Source organism: Hornefia porci (assembly GCF_001940235.1).
Taxonomy (GTDB): Bacteria; Bacillota; Clostridia; order Peptostreptococcales; family Anaerovoracaceae; genus Aminicella; species Aminicella porci.
In genome coordinates this window covers 360,688-381,001 of record NZ_MJIE01000001.1, presented here as the reverse complement: position 1 = coordinate 381,001, position 20,314 = coordinate 360,688, and the positions used below count along the sequence as shown (strand labels likewise).

18 protein-coding genes are annotated in these 20,314 nt (G+C 54.3%); 17 read left to right on the top strand and 1 reads right to left on the bottom strand.

Annotation, left to right across the window (positions count from 1 at the left end; translation table 11 throughout):
- Positions 1-10 precede the first annotated feature (10 nt).
- The gene (gene metF, locus BHK98_RS01650) at positions 11-874 is read left to right on the top strand and encodes a methylenetetrahydrofolate reductase [NAD(P)H] (protein WP_075711928.1); all 864 of its coding nucleotides are present in this window, start codon (positions 11-13) and stop codon (positions 872-874) included.
- A 23-nt stretch (positions 875-897) separates the two neighbouring features.
- Positions 898-3,288 carry a homocysteine S-methyltransferase family protein gene (locus tag BHK98_RS01645; RefSeq protein ID WP_465250926.1) on the top strand — a complete coding sequence of 797 codons (2,391 nt, stop codon included), beginning with the start codon at positions 898-900 and terminating at the stop codon, positions 3,286-3,288.
- Positions 3,289-3,445: 157 nt separating this feature from the next.
- Here BHK98_RS01645 and BHK98_RS01640 read toward each other — a convergent pair whose 3' ends face one another.
- Positions 3,446-4,888 (bottom strand): peptidase dimerization domain-containing protein, encoded by a 1,443-nt coding sequence (locus BHK98_RS01640; RefSeq protein ID WP_075711926.1) that lies wholly within the window; start codon positions 4,886-4,888, stop codon positions 3,446-3,448.
- A 252-nt stretch (positions 4,889-5,140) separates the two neighbouring features.
- Between BHK98_RS01640 and BHK98_RS01635 the strand changes: the two genes are divergently transcribed.
- From BHK98_RS01635 to rimO, 15 genes are all read left to right on the top strand, one after another.
- Positions 5,141-5,698, top strand: coding sequence for a GNAT family N-acetyltransferase (locus BHK98_RS01635; protein WP_143404510.1), 558 nt, complete (start codon positions 5,141-5,143; stop codon positions 5,696-5,698).
- Between the two features lie 127 nt (positions 5,699-5,825).
- Positions 5,826-6,017 carry a 50S ribosomal protein L28 gene (rpmB, locus tag BHK98_RS01630; RefSeq protein WP_075711924.1) on the top strand — a complete coding sequence of 64 codons (192 nt, stop codon included), beginning with the start codon at positions 5,826-5,828 and terminating at the stop codon, positions 6,015-6,017.
- An 89-nt stretch (positions 6,018-6,106) separates the two neighbouring features.
- On the top strand, positions 6,107-7,423 hold the full coding sequence (locus BHK98_RS01625; protein ID WP_075711923.1) for a M20/M25/M40 family metallo-hydrolase: 1,317 nt from the start codon (positions 6,107-6,109) through the stop codon (positions 7,421-7,423).
- 11 nt (positions 7,424-7,434) lie between these two features.
- The gene (locus tag BHK98_RS01620; RefSeq protein ID WP_075711922.1) at positions 7,435-7,851 is read left to right on the top strand and encodes a hypothetical protein; all 417 of its coding nucleotides are present in this window, start codon (positions 7,435-7,437) and stop codon (positions 7,849-7,851) included.
- Entirely contained in the window at positions 7,835-9,877 is a 2,043-nt protein-coding gene (gene recG / locus BHK98_RS01615; RefSeq protein ID WP_075711921.1) for an ATP-dependent DNA helicase RecG, read from the top strand. The genes BHK98_RS01620 and recG overlap by 17 nt, the downstream gene beginning before the upstream one ends.
- 10 nt (positions 9,878-9,887) lie before the next feature.
- A complete protein-coding gene (rsmD, locus tag BHK98_RS01610) occupies positions 9,888-10,454 on the top strand; it encodes a 16S rRNA (guanine(966)-N(2))-methyltransferase RsmD (RefSeq protein ID WP_075711920.1) in 567 nt (188 codons plus the stop codon).
- A complete protein-coding gene (coaD, locus tag BHK98_RS01605) occupies positions 10,455-10,940 on the top strand; it encodes a pantetheine-phosphate adenylyltransferase (protein ID WP_075711919.1) in 486 nt (161 codons plus the stop codon).
- Positions 10,941-10,949: 9 nt separating this feature from the next.
- The gene (locus BHK98_RS01600) at positions 10,950-11,501 is read left to right on the top strand and encodes an ATP synthase subunit B family protein (RefSeq protein WP_075711918.1); all 552 of its coding nucleotides are present in this window, start codon (positions 10,950-10,952) and stop codon (positions 11,499-11,501) included.
- Positions 11,502-11,506: 5 nt separating this feature from the next.
- Positions 11,507-12,622, top strand: coding sequence for a tRNA(Met) cytidine acetate ligase (locus BHK98_RS01595; RefSeq protein ID WP_075711917.1), 1,116 nt, complete (start codon positions 11,507-11,509; stop codon positions 12,620-12,622).
- A 36-nt stretch (positions 12,623-12,658) separates the two neighbouring features.
- The gene (locus BHK98_RS01590) at positions 12,659-13,885 is read left to right on the top strand and encodes an acetate/propionate family kinase (protein ID WP_075711916.1); all 1,227 of its coding nucleotides are present in this window, start codon (positions 12,659-12,661) and stop codon (positions 13,883-13,885) included.
- A gap of 84 nt (positions 13,886-13,969) precedes the next feature.
- The gene (gene rpmF, locus BHK98_RS01585; protein ID WP_075711915.1) at positions 13,970-14,167 is read left to right on the top strand and encodes a 50S ribosomal protein L32; all 198 of its coding nucleotides are present in this window, start codon (positions 13,970-13,972) and stop codon (positions 14,165-14,167) included.
- 180 nt (positions 14,168-14,347) lie between these two features.
- Positions 14,348-15,442, top strand: coding sequence for an aspartate-semialdehyde dehydrogenase (gene asd / locus BHK98_RS01580; RefSeq protein ID WP_465250925.1), 1,095 nt, complete (start codon positions 14,348-14,350; stop codon positions 15,440-15,442).
- Positions 15,443-15,481: 39 nt separating this feature from the next.
- Positions 15,482-16,294 carry an undecaprenyl-diphosphate phosphatase gene (locus tag BHK98_RS01575; RefSeq protein WP_158024442.1) on the top strand — a complete coding sequence of 271 codons (813 nt, stop codon included), beginning with the start codon at positions 15,482-15,484 and terminating at the stop codon, positions 16,292-16,294.
- Between the two features lie 27 nt (positions 16,295-16,321).
- Complete coding sequence (locus BHK98_RS01570) at positions 16,322-18,997, top strand: FtsK/SpoIIIE family DNA translocase (protein WP_075711913.1); 2,676 nt, start codon at positions 16,322-16,324, stop codon at positions 18,995-18,997.
- Entirely contained in the window at positions 18,994-20,313 is a 1,320-nt protein-coding gene (gene rimO / locus BHK98_RS01565; protein ID WP_075711912.1) for a 30S ribosomal protein S12 methylthiotransferase RimO, read from the top strand. The genes BHK98_RS01570 and rimO overlap by 4 nt, the downstream gene beginning before the upstream one ends.
- Position 20,314 lies beyond the last annotated feature (1 nt).

The following is a 20,314-nucleotide window of genomic DNA, read 5'->3' as shown; positions in this document are numbered from 1 at the left end:
GGGTGATCACTTGAATCTGAAAGATTTGTTCAACGGGGAAAAGACGGTCTTTTCCTTTGAAATCTTCCCGCCGAAGAGAGACGCGGACATTAATACGATTTATACGACGCTGGACCAGCTCCACTACCTGGATCCGGATTTTATCAGCGTGACCTACGGCGCCAGCGGAAGTCTGGCCAATAATTCCACCTGTGAAATCGCGTCGGCGATTAAAAAGCAGTACTGTCTGGAGGCGGCGGCGCATCTGACCTGCGTGAACTCCACCAGGGAGGAGATCGATATCATGCTGGAGCGGCTGGCGAATGCGGGCATCGACAACATTCTGGCTCTGCGGGGCGACCGCGTCCCGGACGTACCGCCCAAGGAGGACTTCCTGCACGCCAGCGACCTGATCGGATATATCCGGTCGAGCCGCTATGATTTCGGAATTTCAGCGGCGTGCTATCCGGAGGGACATCCCGACAGCCCGGATATGATTGACGACATCCGCAACCTGAAACGGAAGGTGGACGCCGGCGCAGAACATCTTATCTCACAGCTGTTCCTCGATAACGGGATGTTCTACTCCTTCCTGGAGAAGGCGAGAATCGCCGGAATAGACGTTCCTATCGAGGCCGGAATCATGCCGGTGGTGAACAAAAAACAGATTGAACGTATGGTGACGCTCTGCGGCGCGACGCTGCCGGAGAAATTCATCAAAATGATGGAAAAATTTGAACATAAGCCGGAGGCGATGCGGGATGCGGGAATCGCCTATGCGACGAACCAGATTGTGGATCTGCTGGCGCACGGAGTAGACGGCATTCACCTCTACACTATGAATAATCCGTATATCGCCAGAAGGATCTGTCAGAATGTTAAAACCTTATTTTAATCGAAAAGAGGGAGATGAGGCGATTGAATAAAATTGAAAAGCTGTTCGGGAACCGGGATTTCATCATTCTGGACGGCGGTTTCGGAACAATGCTGCAGCAGAGCGGCGCTGAGGTCGGAAGGGTTCCGGAGGTTCTGAATATTACCCGTCCGGAAATCGTGCAGGACATACACAGAAAATATATCGAAGCAGGCGCAGACGTGATCTACACCTGCTCCTTCGGCATCAATGATTACAAAATCGAGGGCTGCGGGTATACCGTCGAGGAACTGACGGCGGCAGCCGTGAAAAACGCCGCAGAGGCGGCGGCCGGAACAGACGTGAAGATCGCGCTGGACATCGGACCGATCGGCCGCCTTGTGGAGCCGAACGGGAATCTCACCTTCGAGGAGGCCTTTGAGATCTTCCGGCGGCAGATTGTCGCAGGGAAGGGAACGGATCTTATCGTCATCGAGACCATGACGGATCTTTACGAGATGCGCGCGGCGCTTCTCGCCGCTAAGGAGAATTCAGAACTGCCGGTAATCTGCACCATGTCCTTTGAGCAGAACCGCCGGACCTTCACCGGAACATCCATTCCTTCTATGGCTCTGACACTGGAAGGTCTGGGGGCAGACGCCATCGGCATCAACTGCAGTCTGGGATCGGCGGAGTTTCTTCCTCTGATTCAGGAGCTTTCTCAGTGGACTGAGCTTCCGATTGTCGCCAAACCGAATGCGGGACTTCCTGACCCCAAAACCGGGAAATATCTGGTAGGGGCGGAGGAATTCGCAGATTACGCGGAGCGTCTGGCGGACTGCGGCGTTCGTCTGGCCGGCGGATGCTGCGGAACTGACCCGGACTACATCAGTCAGCTGAAGCTGCGGCTGAGCAGTGCGGCCCCGCGCCGCCCCGGAGCGGAGATTCCTCCCGCGGTCTGTACGCCGGAAAGTATCGTGATCCTGGACCGTCCGAGAGTAATCGGGGAGAGAATCAACCCGACAGGCAAGAAGAAGCTGAAGGCCGCCATTGCAGAGGGAAATCTCGACTATGTTCTTGATATGGCTCTGCAGGAGGAGTCCGAAGGCGCTGAGATTCTGGATGTAAATGCGGGCGTGCCCGGAGTAAACGAAAAAGAGGTTATCGTAAACATAATCAAAAAGCTGCAGGGGAACGTTTCCGCACCTCTTCAGATCGATTCCGGGAACCCGGAGGTCCTGGAGGCCGCGCTCAGGCTCTATTGCGGCAAGGCTGTCGTCAATTCCGTAAACGGTGAGGAGAAATCCATGGCTGCGATTCTTCCCATTGTGAAAAAATACGGAGCTTCTGTCATCGCCCTGACACTGGACGAAGACGGAATCCCGAAGACTGTGGAGAAGAGACTGGAAATCGCGCGGAAAATAATGAACCGGGCTTTGTCCCTGGGGATCCCGAAAAAGGATATCTATGTGGACTGTCTGACTCTGACCGTCTCTGCGGAGCAGGAAAACGCTTCCAATACGCTGGAAGCGATCCGCCGGGTGAAGAGTGAACTGGGGCTGAAAACGGTTCTGGGGGTATCCAACATTTCCTTCGGGCTTCCGCAGCGTCCGCTGATCAATCAGAACTTCCTGCAGATGGCGCTGACCTGCGGCCTGGATCTGGCGATTATCAACCCGGCGGCGCCCGGAATGGTGGCAGCGATCGACGTTTACAAACTGATTATGGGGATTGACCGCGATGCGCGGGATTTCATTGACAAATACAAAGATACGGAAGCGGTGTCTGCCGCTCCGGCGCCGGAGAAGAAGGCAGCGCCCGCGGCGAATCAGAAAGAGGGAACGCTGTCGTATTACATCAGCAGCGGACTGGAGGGTCCCTGCCGGGAGCTTATCGAGAAGGAACTGGAAACCAGAGATCCTCTGGATATCGTGAACAATGAGCTTATCCCGATTCTGGACGAAACCGGAAAGCGTTTTGAGACCGGAAAGATTTTTATTCCGCAGCTGATTCTGGCTGCGACCACGGCGCAGGCCGCCTTCGAGGTCATCAAGAAACGGCTGGCGTCCGGCGGCGGACAGAGCGTCTCGAAAGGAAAAATTATTGTCGCCACGGTGAAGGGGGATGTTCACGACATCGGAAAAAACATCGTGAAGGTGATTCTGGAGAATTACGGCTATGATATCATCGATCTCGGAAAGGATGTGGATCCGAAGGTCATCGTGGACCGTGTCGTGCGCGATCACGTTCATCTGGTGGGTCTGTCGGCGCTGATGACGACCACGCTGGGCAACATGGAGGAGACCATCCGTCAGATTCGTCAGGCTGCTCCGGACTGCAGAATCATGACCGGCGGAGCTGTGGTCACAAAGGATTATTCAGAGTCTATCGGCGCGGATTATTATGTGGCGGACGCTATGGCGTCGGCGGCCGCAGCGAAGGACGTACTGGGCTGAATGCCGGTTGCGGGAGCCGCCGCAGAAAACTGAACATCAGGCGAGGCAGGCAGGAAAGAGCCGTGCTCCGGCGGAAGGGATCCGCCCGGACACGGCTCTTTCTGTTACAGATAAAAACGCGCCCGGCACGGAGCCGGACGCGAAGACGCGGAAGGAATCAGTCGCCATCCTCAGGAAGTGAATTGATCAGATAGTTGATCATGGTTCCTGTACAGTCCTTCAGAATATTCTCGTTCAGGGTGATGCTGATAATGTTGCATTTACTGTTTTTCCGCGCCACATAGGAGGCGGAGGTGGCGGTCACAGAATCGTTGTAGTTCAGTGTCTTTCCGGTCGTCTTTTTGTAAGCGGAGGCAACGCTCTTTGTAAATTCTGTATCCTCTTTTCCTGTCCACATCGGAATGGAACCGGTTTTACTGAATCTGATATCGGACAGGTTGCAGAGTGTTCTTGCGTCCGTATCGATTGTTTTCAGGTTGGTCTCGCTCAGGCTGTAAGCGACGGAGGAGATCTGTACACGGTTTCCCGAGGTGTCTATCTGGGATACGTTGTTGATGGAGACGAGATCTCCGCTGTCCTCGTCCTTTTCATACACGCCGTCGAGCAGGGTGTACATGAAGCTGACCAGTCTGCTTCCGTCTGATCTGCGGATCACGCTGGACGGTAGATTGACTTCCTTATATGTGTAGGTGGCGCCGGGGTGCATCTTGCTCTTGTCTTCGTTGAACCGCTCCGTCACCTCCTGCATCTTGTCAAGGAAGGACTTTTCCTTGTTGGCGTCGATGACGACGGTCAGTGTGGCCGAGGCTGCATAGAGGTTGGTGTTCTCTCCGCCCCTGAAGGAGGCGATCTCGTAGCTGATGTTCCGGTTCTTCAGCGAAACCAGCAGCGATTCCAGACGTGTGATCGGGTTCGTTGCCTCTGATATCTGGGAATCGGGCTGAGTGGCCGACAGACCCTTGATGGTGATCTTATACGCCTTGGTCAGCGTCGGTGAAATCCGTTTGACGCTCTGCGTGAACCGGTACGTGGAGCTCGCGCCGGATTTCAGTGAGAACAGCCCCTGGTTCGCGGCGTTCAGGCAGAACACGCTGGCGTCGTCGGTGAAGTATTTTTTGTTCAGCGCCTTGACTCCCGAGAGGTCGTGCCCGTTCTCACATGTGAAGATCACGGTGAGTTTCCCCGTCGATTCATTGTTTTTAATGGTGTAGAGCGCCATTGCGACGGGTCTGCTGTAATTGTCAAATTCCAGATAATCATACGGGCAGACGATTACCGTAGGCGCCGCATCCTTATATTTCTTAGAAGAACTGACGCTCATGATGACATTGCCTGCGCTGTCGGTTTCGCAACGTATGCCTTTGGATTTCGCCCAGCTCTGAAGATACCGGCGGATTGCCCGGTTGCTCTTCATGGAATCTCTGGAGTCCATGAGATCGGTGGTATATGCGTCGATCTTGGATGAAATCTTGGATGTGAGATCCTCCTGTGATGTGGTTTCTGACTTGGCGCTGCCTGTGGCGCCGCACGCTGACAGGAGCGCTGCAGCAGCCATAAGAAAAAAAATCAGCACAACGGATGTGATTTTTTTGTTAATCATCGTCTAATCTCCTTTTATTTTCCTTGAAAATACTATATAATAATACCACAATGTAAAAATTATTTGTAATAATTTCGTGAAATTTAATCCGTGTCCGGGCATTAAGCTCCTGCCGGACTTAACGGGCGCGGACAGCTGACATACAGCTGAGATGATACCGGCATGATAATGGTCAGTTAACAGCGCGCGGTGCATAATGCCGCTGTGATATACACCGGTACGCAGTAATCAGCAGGAAGAGGGAAATGAAAAGTGAGTGAAGTATTGATCATGGAATCGAAAAATCTGATTGTAAGAGAAACGGCGTTCGACGACTGCGCCGTCTTTGCGGAGTGGGAAAACAGCGAGGACGTCAGGGAATTTTTCACGATGGAGGACGACCGCGACTATCAGGAGATCGTCACGGAGTTCATCCTTTACGGTCCGGATCCCGAGAAGAAGCTGTTCACGATCACTCTGAAGCCTTCCGGAAAACCCATAGGCCGGATTTACCTGTCCCGGATCAACCGGGCGGACGACAGTCTGGACCTGACGCGGATTTACATCGCGGATCCGGAGAACCGGAACAAAGGATACGGGGAAGAGGCCATACGGATGATTCTGGAATACGCGTTCATCAATCTCCATATGGAACGCGTGACGATTGATCACTTTGTTAAAAACGAGATCGCGCGCCACCTGTATCATAAAATCGGATTCCAGGATGAAGGGACCATGCGCCACGCAGGAAAAAAGAACGGAAAATATTATGATCTGTGCCTGATGTCGATGCTCCGCGCCGAGTATTACGATAAAATCCATTCCAAATAGAAAAAAACCTTGTGCTTATCAGCGTATCTGTGGTATAATGCTATCCGTGCGATGTTAGACATAGCACAATCAATCAGGAATGAATGACACGTTCAGACTTAACGATATAGGATAGGAGGTGCGGCAGATGTCGAGAAAATGTGAAATTTGCGGAAAAGGTCAGGTTTCCGGAAACAATGTATCCCACTCGAACAGACATACGAGAAGAAAGTGGAATGCGAATATCCAGACCGTCAGGATCGATGATAACGGAACTGTCAGAAAAGCCAAGGTTTGCACACAGTGCCTGAGATCCGGCAAAGTAAACCGTGCCATCTGATCTGACCGTAAGAAACACGCCATGCTGAATCACTTCAGTGTGGTTTTTTTTCTAAAGCGTAAAACGGACAAAACGGAAAGGAACTGCCCATGTATGACCTGGTTGAGTCGGTATCGGATCTGATCCGGATCCCCAGTGTGAGCGGGGATCATGAAAACTGCCTGGAGGCTCTTTATTATATGCTTCAGCGGGGGGACGAATTTGGTTTCTCCGTCTCTTTGGCTGCGGACGGACGGATCGGGATCATAGAATACGGGCAGGGAAGTGAGGTGCTCGGCATTCTCACGCATGTTGACGTGGCGCACCCGGGTGATTACACTCTCTGGGATTCCCCGCCTTTTCAGCCGGTCGTCGACGCAGACAGGATCTACGGCAGAGGAGCTGTGGACGACAAAGGACCCGCCATGGCGGCGCTGTTCGCGATGGCGGACGTGGCAGAGCTCAGCCGCCGGTACGGCCTGCCTGCGCGGAAAAAGGTCCGCATGATTATCGGAACAGAGCAGAAAGCCGGAGGCGGCGACATGCGGGACTATCTGCTGACCCATCGTCCGCCGGATTACAGCTTCAGTCCCGACGGGATGTTTCCCCTCTGCAATGTTGAAATGGGGAGCTTCAACGTGCTGATTTCATTTCCGCTGGAGAAGGAGGGACAGGTCCTGAAAGACGTCCGTGCAGGCAGTAATCCGGAAACCGTCCCGGAGGTCTGCAAGGTCACGCTGAACGACGGGAGGACATTTGCCGCCCGCGGATCCGCCGGCCACATTTCCATGCTGGCGCTGACAGACAACGCGATTTTTAATATGGCGGAAGCGCTGGAATCGCTGCGCGGCAGGAACAAAGCGAAGATTCGGCGAGACACGACCTACCGTATTTTCCGGAAGCTGAAGGCCGGATTCTTCGAGGGAAACGGAAAGCGCGCCGGGCTTCCCGGAAGTCTGGGACGGTATAAAAACGAATATTCCGGCGAGAACGTATACGCGCCGACCGCGATTTTCCGGCAGAAGGACAGACTCTTCGTCAATATCAACGCGCGGCTCAGCCCGGATACCAGAGAGAACCAGGTGCTGACCGCCATTGAACGGTATTTCCGCGAGGACATCGTCCGGATCGACCGGATCAGCTCGCAGCCGGCCTCCTTTATCAGCAGGAATCAGCCTTTTATCAAAGCGATGGCGGAGGCTTTTGAGCATCTGGCGGAGCGCCCGGCAGAGTTCCATGTGGATACGGTGGGAACCTACGCACAGATCGTTCCCAATTCCATCGTGTTCGGTCCGACCTTCGGAGATGAGGACAATCTGCGGCACCACGTCAACGAATCCATGTCGCTGCAGCACCTGAAGTATTTGGAAACGCTGTATGAGCGGGTGATCAGCAACATCATTTTCCTGAAGCGGAGTTTTCGTTAGGAGGGGATAATATGGCACTGACAAAGCAGACCGCGCTGGGAGAGATCTCTATTTCCAATATGATTTTCGCGCAGATCATCTTTGAGGGAATGCGTCTTCCGGAGTGCAGGGGCAAGATCTGGCCGGCGACGCCGCGGGGACGGCAGATCGGCATTGTGCCGAAGTATATTGATACGGAATTTTCCATGTACATCGACGTGGACTTCAATGAGGAGGGGCGCGTCGAGCTGGAATTCAGCGTGATTACTTTGTTCGGCATCAGCATCAAGCGGACGACGAGGCATCTGGCCGATTATATCGCAGGTGCCTTTGTGAAATACAGCGGCAGAAAACCCGCGGTGATCACCATCAACATCGCCGGAGTCCGCTCCCGGCACAAAGCGAAGAGAAATACAAAGGTCGTATACAGATATGAAGATAACGGATGACATCAGCAGCCTGAAAGGGATCGGCGATAAGAAGAAGGAAGCCTTCGCCGGTCACGGCATCACGACGCTGGAGGATCTGGCATGGTGGTTCCCGCGTTCCTATGAGGATCGGAGGAAGCTCACGCCCATCGGGGAACTGCGTCCGGGGAAGCCTGCTCTGATCCGGGGCGAAATCCTGTCCAGACGGTACAGCGGCAGCCCCTATAAAAAACATGCGCCGGTTTCTTTCCTGGTTTCTGACGACACCGGAACGCTTGAGGTCGTATACTTCAACGGACGGTACATGAGCCGGGCGTTTGAGATTCACGGCCGGTATGTCTTTTACGGAAAGATAACGGAGAACCGGGGACGGGTTCAGATGGTTCATCCGGAGTCCTGCCGGGAAGGCTCTCCGGAGGATGTCCGCGAGGTTCTTCCAGTCTATCCCGCCATTTCCGGTATTTCACAAAAGGAGGTCCGGAAATTCCAGCGGCAGATTGAGCCGGTCGTTGATGAGGTTCCGGAATGGCTTCCGGAGCATATTGTGCGAGAATACAGACTGGCCGGCCCGGCCTTCGCGCTTCACCATATTCATTTCCCGAAGGACCGGCGCCACGTCCTGATGAGCAGGTTCCGCCTGATCTTCGATGAGCTCCTGACTCTCTCCACCGGTCTTTTGTACATGAAGCATGATAATGTCCGGGAGGGCGAAGGCGTTCGCCTGGACGTTTCGGCGGCAGAAGAATTCATCCGGGGGCTCCCGTTTGCTCTGACTCCGGGGCAGAAACGGGTGTGGGGCGAGATCGCCGCGAATCTCCGGGACGGTCATGCGATGAACCGGCTGGTGCAGGGTGACGTAGGCTCGGGGAAGACCGCCGTTGCGGAGATCAGCATGTTCTGCGCGGTGCGGAGCGGATATCAGGCGGCGATGATGGCGCCGACGGAGATTCTGGCCAGGCAGCACTATCAGTCACTGACAAAGGATTTTCAGCCTCACGGGATCCGGGTCGGACTCCTGACCGGAAGCATGAAAAAATCTGAGAAGAACGAGGTTCTTGAACGGCTGCTCAGCGGAGACATCGATATTCTCACGGGAACGCATGCGGTGATTCAGGACGATGTGACGTTCCGGAGGCTGGGGCTGGTAATCACCGACGAGCAGCACCGGTTCGGCGTCGAGCAGCGCCGCCGCCTGTCCGTCAAGGGCGCCAATCCCAATGTGATGGTAATGACCGCGACGCCGATTCCGCGGACGCTGGCAGTGATTCTGTACGGAGAACTGGATATTTCCGTAATTGATACGATGCCGGCAGGACGCAGGCCGGTCCGGACGGTTTCTGTGGACGGAGCCGGGCGCGCCGGCGTGTACCGCCGGGTGGAAAAGGAACTGGCCGAAGGACATCAGGCCTATGTCGTCACGCCGCTGATCGAGGAATCGGAGAAGATTGAAGCGCATTCGGCGGAACGCGTCTATCAGGAGCTGAGCCGGAAATACAGAAATTACCGGGTCGCGCTGATCCACGGCGGACTTCCGCAGACGGAGAAGGACCGGATCATGGCGGATTTTTATCAGGGAGCGATTGATGTCCTGGTTTCCACTGTGGTCATTGAAATCGGAATCAATGTCGCCAACGCTACAGTAATGGTGATTGAAAATGCGGAACGGTTCGGCCTGGCGCAGCTTCATCAGCTGAGGGGCAGAGTGGGCCGCGGCAGCGATCAGTCCTACTGTTATCTGATTCAGGAAAGCGAGACGGACGTCGCCCGCCAGAGAATCCGGATCATGTGTGAGAGCACAGACGGCTTCCATATTGCGGAGGAGGATCTCCATCTGCGGGGGCCGGGCGAGATTTTCGGCACCAGACAGCACGGACTTCCCGAGATGCATATCAGCGATATCGTGCGCCACGGTGATGTTCTGGAGAAAGCCGGGAAGGCGGCCGCGGAAATTCTTCAGGAGGATCCGGGGCTCGTGTCAGACGGCTATGCGGAGCTGCGGCGGCGGGTTGAGAAGATGTTCGGGGAAGACATTAAACTGGAATTATAGGAGATACAAAATGAGAGTTATAACAGGAGAATATCGGGGAAGAAAGCTGGAAACGCCGACGGGTTATGATATCCGTCCGACCTCCGACAAAGTGAAGGAGTCGATATTTAATCTGCTGATGAATGACACCTGGGGACAGGTGTTCTGTGATCTGTTCAGCGGAACGGGAAGTCTCGGCATCGAGGCGCTGTCCCGCGGCGCGAAGAAATGCTATTTCTGCGACAGTGCCCGGGAAAGCATACGCCTGACCCACAGGAACATCGAACACTGCGGAGCGGAAGAACGGGCGGTCGTCCTGCAGGGAGATTACCAGCGGACCCTCGAGCGGATTCATGAGAAGGTGGACGTGTTTCTGCTTGATCCTCCATACCGGGCGGGACTGTATGAAAAGTGTCTGCTGAAGATAGATCGGCTTGATTTATTATCACGAAACGGTATAATAATAACAGAGCACGGCTCCAGAGACGCCATGCCGGAATCGGCGGGCAGGCTGAAGCGGGTCAGAGAATGCCGGTACGGCAAGACTGTCGTCAGCATTTACCGCTATCCGCAGGAGTCCGTTTCCGAGGAGGAATGAATGAAAAAGGCATTATATACCGGATCCTTTGATCCGATGACGAACGGCCATCTGGATATTATTACACGCGCCTCCAGAATGTTTGACGAGCTGGTGGTGGGCGTGATCGTGAACCCCGCCAAGCATCCTTTGTTCACAAAGGAAGAGCGTGTCGCGATGATACGCGAGATCACAGATGAACTGCCGAATGTCACGGTGGACTCCTTCGAGGGACTGCTCGCGGATTACGTAAACAGAAACCGCTTCGATGCGGTGGTCCGCGGACTGCGGGCCACGACGGATTTTGAGTATGAGATACAGATGGCGCAGATGAACGCCAGGCTGTTCGACCCGGGAATCGAATCCGTATTTCTGATGACCAGCCCGGAATATTCGTTTATCAGCTCCAGCATGATCAAGGAGGTCGTCTCCCTGAACGGATGCGTGGAGGGACTGGTACCGGAAAAAATCATGGACGAGATTGTCAAAAAGTATGTGAATCAGTAGGAGGAAGACATGACGATACTGGATCTGTTAGATGAAATCGAGGATATTGTGGAGACCGCATCGACGGTTCCACTGACAAATAAAATCATGGTGGACGGCAACGAGCTGATGGAGATCGTCAAGGAGATCCGGATCAGCCTGCCGGACGACGTGCAGCAGGCCAAATGGGTCCGGGACGAGAAGGGCCGGATCCTGTCGGAGGCGAAGGAAGAGTATGAGAAGATCATCGTGGAGGCCAGGAAGCAGGCGGATTATCTCGTCGACGAGCACGACATCACGCTGGCCGCACAGAAGAAGGCCGACGCCATCAACAAGGAGGCGCAGGAGTATTCCACGATTCTGAAGCTGAAGACCTATGACTATCTGGACAAGACTCTGTACGATATGCAGGGAAAGTTCGACGAGCTGAACGGAAAATATCTGAATGAGCTCTTCAATTACATGGCCAGAACCTTCGATAATATGGGCGAGGTCCTGCAGCAGAACCGGGACGAGCTGAAGGAGATGGCTGTGCGTACCAAGAACGGTGAAGAATGGCTCTATGAAGACAAGGATGAATAGGGCATATGAAGGCAATCGGAATTATCGGGGAATATAACCCGTTTCACAACGGACACGCCTATCTGCTGGAAAAAGCCATGAAGGCGACGGAGGCAAAGGTGTGCGTTTCCGTTATGAGCGGAGATTTTACGCAGCGGGGGACGCCGGCGGTCTATGACAAATGGGATCGGGCGCAGACGGCGGTGCAGAACGGGATCAATGTGGTCTGTGAGCTCCCGACTGTTTTCGCGTGCAACAGCGCGGAATATTTCGCCCGCGGTGCGGTACGGATTCTGGAGGGCTTCGGATGCATCGATTACCTGGCGTTCGGAAGTGAAAGCGGCGATATCGACGCGCTGAGCAGCGCCAGCCGGACCATGGTCAGGAACGAGGCTTATATTGAGCAGATCGCGAAGGAGCTGCTGAAGCACGGAAATTCTTATCCGAAGGCGAGGACCATGGCCGCCAGACAGCTTGCGCCGGAGCTGGATGAGGCGCTGATCCGGGAACCGAACAACATTCTGGCCATCGAATATCTGAAGCATATAAAAAATATGCGGCCGGTGACAATCAAGCGCCGCGGAGACAGCTATCATGAGTCCGGAGCCAAGCAGCGGGAAATCCTGACAGAACAGGATCCGGACCGGTTTGAACATATGGATCAGGCGTATTTCTCTCTTGTGAGCGCCCGCATTCTGCAGTCGGACAACGAGCAGCTCGAGGAGATATTCTCTGCGGGAGAGGGACTGGGCAACAAACTGAAGAACGAGATCCGTTATGTCAGCTCGACGGAGCAGCTGATTCAGCGAATCAAATCAAAGGCATATACAAGGACACGAATTTCCCGGCTTCTGACACAGGTTCTTCTGGGCATTACAGAAGATACGGTCCGGAACGCGAAGCCGTATATCCGGCTTCTGGCGCTGGACGATGTCGGAGCGAAATTCATCAAGGAAATGAAGAAGAATGACAGCTGCACTATTCCTGTCATTACAAATATAAACCGCGAGAAGGATGACTATCCGGAGATCGCCACTACACTGGCGACAGACATCCTCGCATCAGATATGTATAATATAATAACCAGGAATGATCTCTATGATTATTCGGATTATATTAAAGCGCCGTTTATCGGCATATAAAGTTATTTCACAAATTTTTAATCAACAGGAGTATTTATGTTAGTTTTAGTTATCAATTGCGGGAGCTCCTCGCTCAAGTATCAGCTGCTCGATATGAAAAAAGAGAAGCTGATTGCCAAAGGCCTTGTAGAGAGAATCGGAATCGAAGGTTCCGTAATCACTCATGAACTTGCCGAAACTGATGACAAATACGTGCTGGAAACCCCTATGACGAATCATAAGGAGGCGATTCAGCATGTAATGGACGCGCTGTTAAGCCCGGATCACGGTGCACTGAAATCTCTGGACGAGATCAACGCTGTGGGGCATCGTGTCGTCCATGCCGGAGAGAAATATGCGAATTCCGTCATTATCAATGATTCCGTCGTGGATGCATTGAAGGAATGTATCGATCTGGCGCCGCTTCATAATCCCCCGAACCTCGACGGCATCAAAGCCTGCCGCGAGCTGATCCCCGGCGTACCGATGGTGGCGGTATTCGACACCGCGTTCCATCAGACCATGCGGCCGGAAGCGTATCTCTACGCGATTCCGTATGAAGCATATGAGGATTACGGAATCCGTAAATACGGATTCCACGGAACCTCTCATAAATATATGGCCAAGGAAGCCGCAGAAATGCTGAACATCGACGTGAATGATCTGAAACTGATCACCTGCCACCTCGGAAACGGCGCATCGGTATCTGCGATCAAGCACGGCCGCAGCATCGACACCTCCATGGGTCTGACGCCGCTGGAGGGACTCGTTATGGGAACGCGCTGCGGAGATCTGGACCCCACCATCGTATCCATGCTGGCGGAAAAGATGGAAATCGGCCACGAGGAAGTTATCGAGGTCCTGAACAAAAAATCCGGAGTGCTGGGCATTTCCGGAATCTCCAGCGATTTCCGCGATCTGGAGAAGGCGATGAACGACGGCAACAAGAGAGCGGAGCTGGCGCTGAAGATCTTCGCGCGCAAGGTCCGGTTCTACATCGGAGCCTACATTGCCGAGATGAACGGCGTCGATGCGCTCGTATTCACCGGAGGCATCGGTGAAAACGACGCCTACATGCGGAACCTCATCTGCAGCAACATGGGCAATCTGGGAATCAAGCTGGACAAGCACAAAAACCAGGCACGCGGAATCCAGGCGATGCTGTCGACAGACGATTCGCCGGTCAAGGTCATGGTGATTCCCGCGAACGAGGAACTGGTCATCGCCAGAGAAACCAGCGAGCTTGTCAAAAAAAGCCGCGACACTTCGCATAAAAACAGTTGACAGATTCTGTTAAAGGATATATACTTTAGAAGTTGACGAAAAAAATATCTTTGATATAAATTTTTGTACGAGGAGGTGTAGACAATGGCAGTTCCAAAGAGGAAAACATCTAAAGCCAGACGTGATAAGAGAAAATCTGCAAACATGAAGATGACTGCTCCTGGGCTTTCGATTTGTCCCCAGTGTCATCAGCCAAAGCTTCCGCATAGAGTTTGCCCCAACTGCAACTACTACGATGGTAAGAGCATTCTTAGAGAAGACGAAGTAATGGCAGAGGGCTGATCCTTTTAGCACGAATGTAAAGCAGACATTTCGGTGTCTGCTTTTTATTGTGTCCGGAAGTCCCGCGGTTCTGCGCCGCGGCGGCCTGTTGTGCGATGACCGGTTGAATGCGATGTCCGGTTGAAAATGCCCGGAAGGAATGCTATAATGAATAGAATTCACAATGGAGGTCAGAAATAGATGAGAAATCTGAATAAAAAACTGAAGGTTGGAATTCTGGGGGGAACAGGAATGGTGGGACAGCGCTTTGTCTCCCTGCTGGAGAATCACCCCTGGTTTGAGGTGGTTACCATCGCCGCGAGCGCGAGAAGCGCGGGCAGCCGCTACGAGGATGCGGTGGCCGGAAGATGGAAGATGCAGACGCCGGTTCCGGAGGCGGCGAAGGATATCGTCGTGATGGATGTCTCTGACATTGACAATGTTGCCAGTACCGTTGACTTTGTCTTCAGCGCCGTGGATATGTCGAAGGAGGAGATCCGCGCCGTTGAGGAAGCCTACGCGAGAACAGAGACGCCGGTGGTATCCAACAACAGCGCGCATCGCTGGACCCCGGACGTGCCGATGGTCATTCCGGAAATCAACGACGATCATTACGATGTCATCGACTTCCAGCGGAGACGGCTCGGAACAAACCGCGGATTTATCGCAGTCAAGCCGAACTGTTCCATTCAGGGATACATGCCGGCTCTGGCCGCGTGGAGAGAGTTCGGACCGACTGAGGTCAGCGTCTGCACGTATCAGGCGATTTCCGGCGCCGGGAAGACCTTTGCGGACTGGCCGGAAATGGTGGAGAACATCATTCCGTATATCGGCGGCGAGGAGGAGAAGAGCGAGAAGGAACCGCTGAAGATCCTCGGTCACATTGAGCACGGTGAAATCGTAAACGCGGAAGCGCCGGTGATCTCAGCGCAGTGCGTCCGTGTGCCGGTGCCGGACGGGCATACCGCAGCCGTTTCAATCCGCTTCGCACAGAAACCCTCCAGGGAGGAGCTGATCGACCGTCTGATCCGCTTCCGGGGATTCCCGCAGGAGGCCGACCTGCCCAGCGCGCCGAAACAGTTTATCAAATATATGGAAGAGGAGGACCGCCCGCAGGTCAGACTGGATGTGGACTACGAGCGGGGCTTCGGCGTCACCATGGGACGGCTCCGGGAGGACAGTCTGTTCGACTATAAGTTTATCGGACTGGCGCACAACACGGTGAGAGGCGCCGCAGGAGGAGCTGTGCTTTCAGCGGAGGCTCTGGTTGAAAAAAATTATATTTCACACAAATAGATTAAGGGGGAAACATTGACTTATTTTGAGGCAATCATATTGGGAGTTGTACAGGGGCTTGCGGAATTTCTGCCGATCAGCAGCAGCGGACATCTGGCTCTGCTGCAGCATTTCTTCGGCGTGGAGAGCGACCGTGTTCTGATGTTCACGGTCATGCTCCATATCGGCACGCTGGTGTCCGTCTTTGTGATGTACTGGAAGGATATCTGGGCTCTGATTAAAGAGCTGTTTCTGATGATCGCGGATCTGGTCACGGGAAAAGGGCTCCGGCTCAGCGAACGTCCCACGCGGAAGCTGGGACTGATGATTCTCTGGGCGACCGTCCCGACGACGGTAATGGGACTGCTGTTCAACGATTTCTTTGAATCGCTGAACAGTAAGCTCTGGGCGATAGGCATCGGCTGGCTGATCACCGGCTGCATGCTCTATTTCTCGGAGAAGCTCGGAAAAAGCGTCAAGGATATCGACAGAATGAATTTCCGCAACGGTTTTTTCATCGGCGTACTGCAGGGAATTGCGATCTGCCCGGGAATTTCCCGTTCCGGCTCTACTATGGTAGGCGGCCTGATCACCGGGCTGAAACGGGATTTTGCGGTCCGGTTTGCGTTCCTGATTTCGATTCCGTCGATTCTGGGAGCGGCGGTTCTGGAGATTCCGGCGGCGATGAAGGCGTCCTCGGCAGGTCTGGAGATGGGACCGCTGATCGCAGGCGTCGTCGTCTCCGCGGTATGCGGCATTCTGGCCATCAAGGCGATGATCCGGGTGGTTGTCGACCAGAAGCTGAAGTGGTTTGCCTACTATGTCTGGGCTCTGGGAGTATTCACGATCGTGTATAACGCAGTAACGGCGTAGACGGAAACAACAAAGGAAGGGTACGGATTGGCGAACGTAAAGAACAAAAGCAGAAAAAAAACAAAGAGCAGCCCGGAAGGAAAGCGCGGCGCATCCTCATCCGGCGGGTCAAAGCGTTCTGACAGCTCCCGGAGCACGGGAGGCCGTCGGAAAAAGCGGGAAGACACGCCTGAGGAGGCCGCCGCGAGAAACGACATCCGGGGAATGCAGGAGGAGCGCAGACGCAGCCGGCTGATCGATGACATCATATGGGGCATCGTCTATATCGCCGTCGGCGCTTTTATTTTCATTGCCGTGCAGTTTCAGGCCGCCGGACAGTTCGGAAACGCTCTGGGCGACGGACTGAAGGGAATTTTCGGTTTAATCGGCCTGATCCTGCCCTGGTATCTGATTTTAATCGGCTTCCTCCTGGTCCTTCATAAGGCCAGCCATTTCTCAGGGAAATCGCTTCTGGCCTGTATTGTGATGCTTCTGATGTTCTGCCTCCTGAATTCCGGAAGATTCATCGATGCGGAGCATGCCGCGATTACCCTTCGCCGGTTCTTTAACGACGGCGTCAGCCTGAGCGGGGGCGGAGTCTTCGGCATGACCGCGGGCACACTTCTGGTCCGGTGGATCGGCAAGGCGGGGCTCTATATTTTTTCCTTTGTTGTCGCGCTGATCAGTTTCCTGTTCCTGATCAATACGCCGCTCTCCGATGCGCTGGAATCGGCCAGAGACAGACGTGAGGAGCGTCAGCTTATGCGGGAGCAGTCACATCTGTCCGAAGCTGAGCCGCAGTCCTCCGCACAGACGGGTCGGGCAGGAGCAGGACAGAATGTCAGGAACGCGTCGGGAGCCGGAAGCGGTGCGGCGGATCCCGCGGGTGATATTCGCATCGTCACGCCCTATGAGGATGCGGCAGGAGGGAGAACAAAGCCTTTTGCGGGCCGGCGGCACGCCGGAAGCAATGTGGTCGATTTCATCAAAAAGGGCGATCCCTTCGGGCGGGATTCCGACGCCCGTGACGCCGCGGATTCAGCGGAAATTGAACGAGGGCTTGAAGAAGTCCATACGCCCAGAGACGGATATGGTCTGGACGGAGAAATTCATGATTCGCAGGAGTCCGGACTGAACACTGAAAATTACGAGGGCAGAAAGGCCTCTGCCAGTGAAATCGCCCGGGGAGCCGCGGAAATCGGCGAGGGCCTCGGACTGCGGGACGGCGCGGCGGCACTGACGAAATCCGTGGATAAATCTCTCACAAAAAAATACCGTAAGCCGCCGATTGATCTGCTGGACAAGCCTCAGACGCCGGACCGCCGGGGACTGAACGACGATCTGAAGAACAAGGCCCGCCTTCTGGAGGAGACGATGCAGAATTTCAATGTCGACGCCAGAGTGGTGCAGGTCACTCAGGGCCCTGCGATCACCCGGTATGAAATCCAGCCGAACGTCGGCGTCAAGGTTAGCAAAATCGTCAATCTTGCCGATGATATCGCGCTGAATCTCCGGGCGAAGAGCATTCGCATCGAAGCCCCGATTCCGGGAAAGGCGGTCGTCGGAATTGAAGTGGAAAACGATAAGATTAATATGGTGCGGCTCCGTGAAATCATCGATTCCAGAGAATTCCGGAACGCGAAGTCACGGATTGAATTCGCCGTAGGCAAGGATATCGCCGGAAAGCCCATCGTGGCAGATCTGAAAAGTATGCCGCATTTGCTGATTGCCGGCTCTACCGGCTCCGGAAAGAGCGTCTGCATCAACAGCATCATTACCAGTATTCTGTATAAGGCCAATCCTGACGAGGTGAAAATGGTCCTGATTGATCCGAAGGTGGTGGAGCTCGGAAATTACAACGGTATACCACATCTTCTTATTCCGGTTGTCACTGATCCGTCGAAGGCGGCGGCGGCGCTGAGCTGGGCTGTGGTGGAGATGACCAACCGCTATAAGATGTTTGCGGAGTCAAATGTACGGGATCTCGGTTCCTATAACCGGAAAATGAAGGCTGACGGAAATGCGGACATGGTGATGCCTCAGGTGGTGATCATCATCGACGAGCTGGCGGATCTGATGATGGCAGCGCCCAGCCAGGTTGAGGAATCGATCTGCAGGCTGGCGCAGATGGCCAGAGCCGCGGGCATGCACCTGATTGTCGCGACGCAGCGGCCTTCCGTGGATATCATCACCGGAGTGATTAAGGCGAACATTCCCTCCAGAATCGCCTTTGCGGTTTCCTCGCAGGCGGATTCCAGAACGATTCTGGACCGCGGCGGAGCGGAGCATCTTGTCGGAAAGGGCGACATGCTGTTTAATCCGCTGGGCGTGGGCAGCGCCGTGCGCATCCAGGGAACCTTTGTCTCTGACGAAGAGGTACAGAGGGTGATTGATTTTGTTAAAGCACAGTCGGGAGAAGCGGATTATTCCGACGAGGTTATGGATACCATCGAAAACGGGAACACCACGCTCCCTGATAAAAACGACGACGCTGACGAACTGCTGCCGGACGCCATTGAATGTGTGGTCATGCAGGGCCAGGCCTCGGTGTCCATGCTGCAGCGGCGGTACCGGATCGGATATAACCGCGCCGCACGGATCGTCGACGAAATGGAGGCCAGAGGAATCGTCGGACCGCAGGACGGCAGCAGGCCGCGCCAGGTTCTGATGAGTGAGGAGGAGCTGGCGGAGTTAAAGGAGAAGACACAGGGAATAAATCCATGAAAGTATATTTTGACACCCTGGGATGTCCCAAGAATTTCAATGATTCTGAGATGGCTATGGGGATCCTGGAAGAAAAAGGTTATGAAATCGCGGACACACCGGAGGATGCGGACGTATTTATCGTGAACACCTGCGGATTTATCGACGATGCGAAAAAGGAATCCATCAGTGAGATTTTCCGTATGGCGGAGCAGAAGGGGAAGGACAGGAGACTGATCGTTTCAGGCTGCCTTGTACAGCGGTATCCGCAGGAGCTTTTTGACGAGCTTCCTGAGGTGGACGGATTTTTGGGCGTTAACGACTACGATCGTCTCCCGCAGCTTCTGGATCAGTTGACAAAACCGGGGGCAGAGCGTTTTGTCGTCAGCAATCCCTGCGACCTGACCGCCATCGAACAGGAGCACCGGCGTCTGCCGGAAAATCCGTATACCGCCTACCTGAAAATTGCAGAGGGCTGCGACAATGCATGCGCCTACTGTGTGATTCCCAGGATTCGCGGTCCCTACAGAAGCAGGAAGCCGGAAGCGGTGATGGAAGAAGCCCGGCGGCTCGCGGAGGCAGGATGCCGGGAGCTGATTCTGATCGCTCAGGATCTGACTTATTACGGAACGGATTTCCGGGGAAAACCTGCTCTCGCAGAGCTTCTCCGCAGTCTGTGCCGCATCGACGGGATTCAATGGATCCGTCTGATGTACTGCTATGAGGACAGGATCACAGATGAACTGATTCAGGCCATTGCGGAGGAAGACAAAATCTGCAACTATATCGACATTCCGATCCAGCATGCCAGTGACCGGATCCTCAGCCGCATGAACCGGCACTCGACGGAGGCTTCGCTGCGCGGAACTATAGATCGGCTGCGTAATGCGATTCCGGATATTCATATCCGCACGACACTGATCGTCGGATTTCCGGGAGAGACCGATGAAGATTTTGACATTCTGTACCGTTTTGCAGAGGATGAACGGTTCGCCAGGCTCGGCGTCTTCCCTTATTCCAGAGAGGATGGGACCGCTGCAGCGGAAATGCCTGATCAGGTTCCGGAGGAAATCAAACAGCAGCGGCTTGACAGCATCATGATGCGCCAGATGGAAATTTCGCTGGAAAACAACCGGAGCAGGCTCGGACAGGTTCTGGAGGTGATGGTGGATGAGACTGACGCGGACGGCTCCTGTATCGGACGGACACGCTATGACGCCCCGGATATCGATAATTCGGTGATTTTTACACCTCTGAGGGAGCACCGTCCGGGAGACATCGTTAATGTGGAGATTTTAGAGGCCTTTGATTATGATCTGGAAGGCCGGGAGGTTTAGA

Excerpts from the sequence above, each read along its gene's own strand:
- BHK98_RS01640 (WP_075711926.1), bottom strand. The coding sequence starts at position 4,888 with ATGATTAACAAAAAAATCACATCCGTTGTGCTGATTTTTTTTCTTATG.
- rpmB (WP_075711924.1), top strand. The coding sequence starts at position 5,826 with ATGTCGAGAAAATGTGAAATTTGCGGAAAAGGTCAGGTTTCCGGAAAC.
- BHK98_RS01625 (WP_075711923.1), top strand. The coding sequence starts at position 6,107 with ATGTATGACCTGGTTGAGTCGGTATCGGATCTGATCCGGATCCCCAGT.
- BHK98_RS01620 (WP_075711922.1), top strand. The coding sequence starts at position 7,435 with ATGGCACTGACAAAGCAGACCGCGCTGGGAGAGATCTCTATTTCCAAT.
- recG (WP_075711921.1), top strand. The coding sequence starts at position 7,835 with ATGAAGATAACGGATGACATCAGCAGCCTGAAAGGGATCGGCGATAAG.
- rsmD (WP_075711920.1), top strand. The coding sequence starts at position 9,888 with ATGAGAGTTATAACAGGAGAATATCGGGGAAGAAAGCTGGAAACGCCG.
- coaD (WP_075711919.1), top strand. The coding sequence starts at position 10,455 with ATGAAAAAGGCATTATATACCGGATCCTTTGATCCGATGACGAACGGC.
- BHK98_RS01600 (WP_075711918.1), top strand. The coding sequence starts at position 10,950 with ATGACGATACTGGATCTGTTAGATGAAATCGAGGATATTGTGGAGACC.
- BHK98_RS01595 (WP_075711917.1), top strand. The coding sequence starts at position 11,507 with ATGAAGGCAATCGGAATTATCGGGGAATATAACCCGTTTCACAACGGA.
- BHK98_RS01590 (WP_075711916.1), top strand. The coding sequence starts at position 12,659 with ATGTTAGTTTTAGTTATCAATTGCGGGAGCTCCTCGCTCAAGTATCAG.
- rpmF (WP_075711915.1), top strand. The coding sequence starts at position 13,970 with ATGGCAGTTCCAAAGAGGAAAACATCTAAAGCCAGACGTGATAAGAGA.
- asd (WP_465250925.1), top strand. The coding sequence starts at position 14,348 with ATGAGAAATCTGAATAAAAAACTGAAGGTTGGAATTCTGGGGGGAACA.
- rimO (WP_075711912.1), top strand. The coding sequence starts at position 18,994 with ATGAAAGTATATTTTGACACCCTGGGATGTCCCAAGAATTTCAATGAT.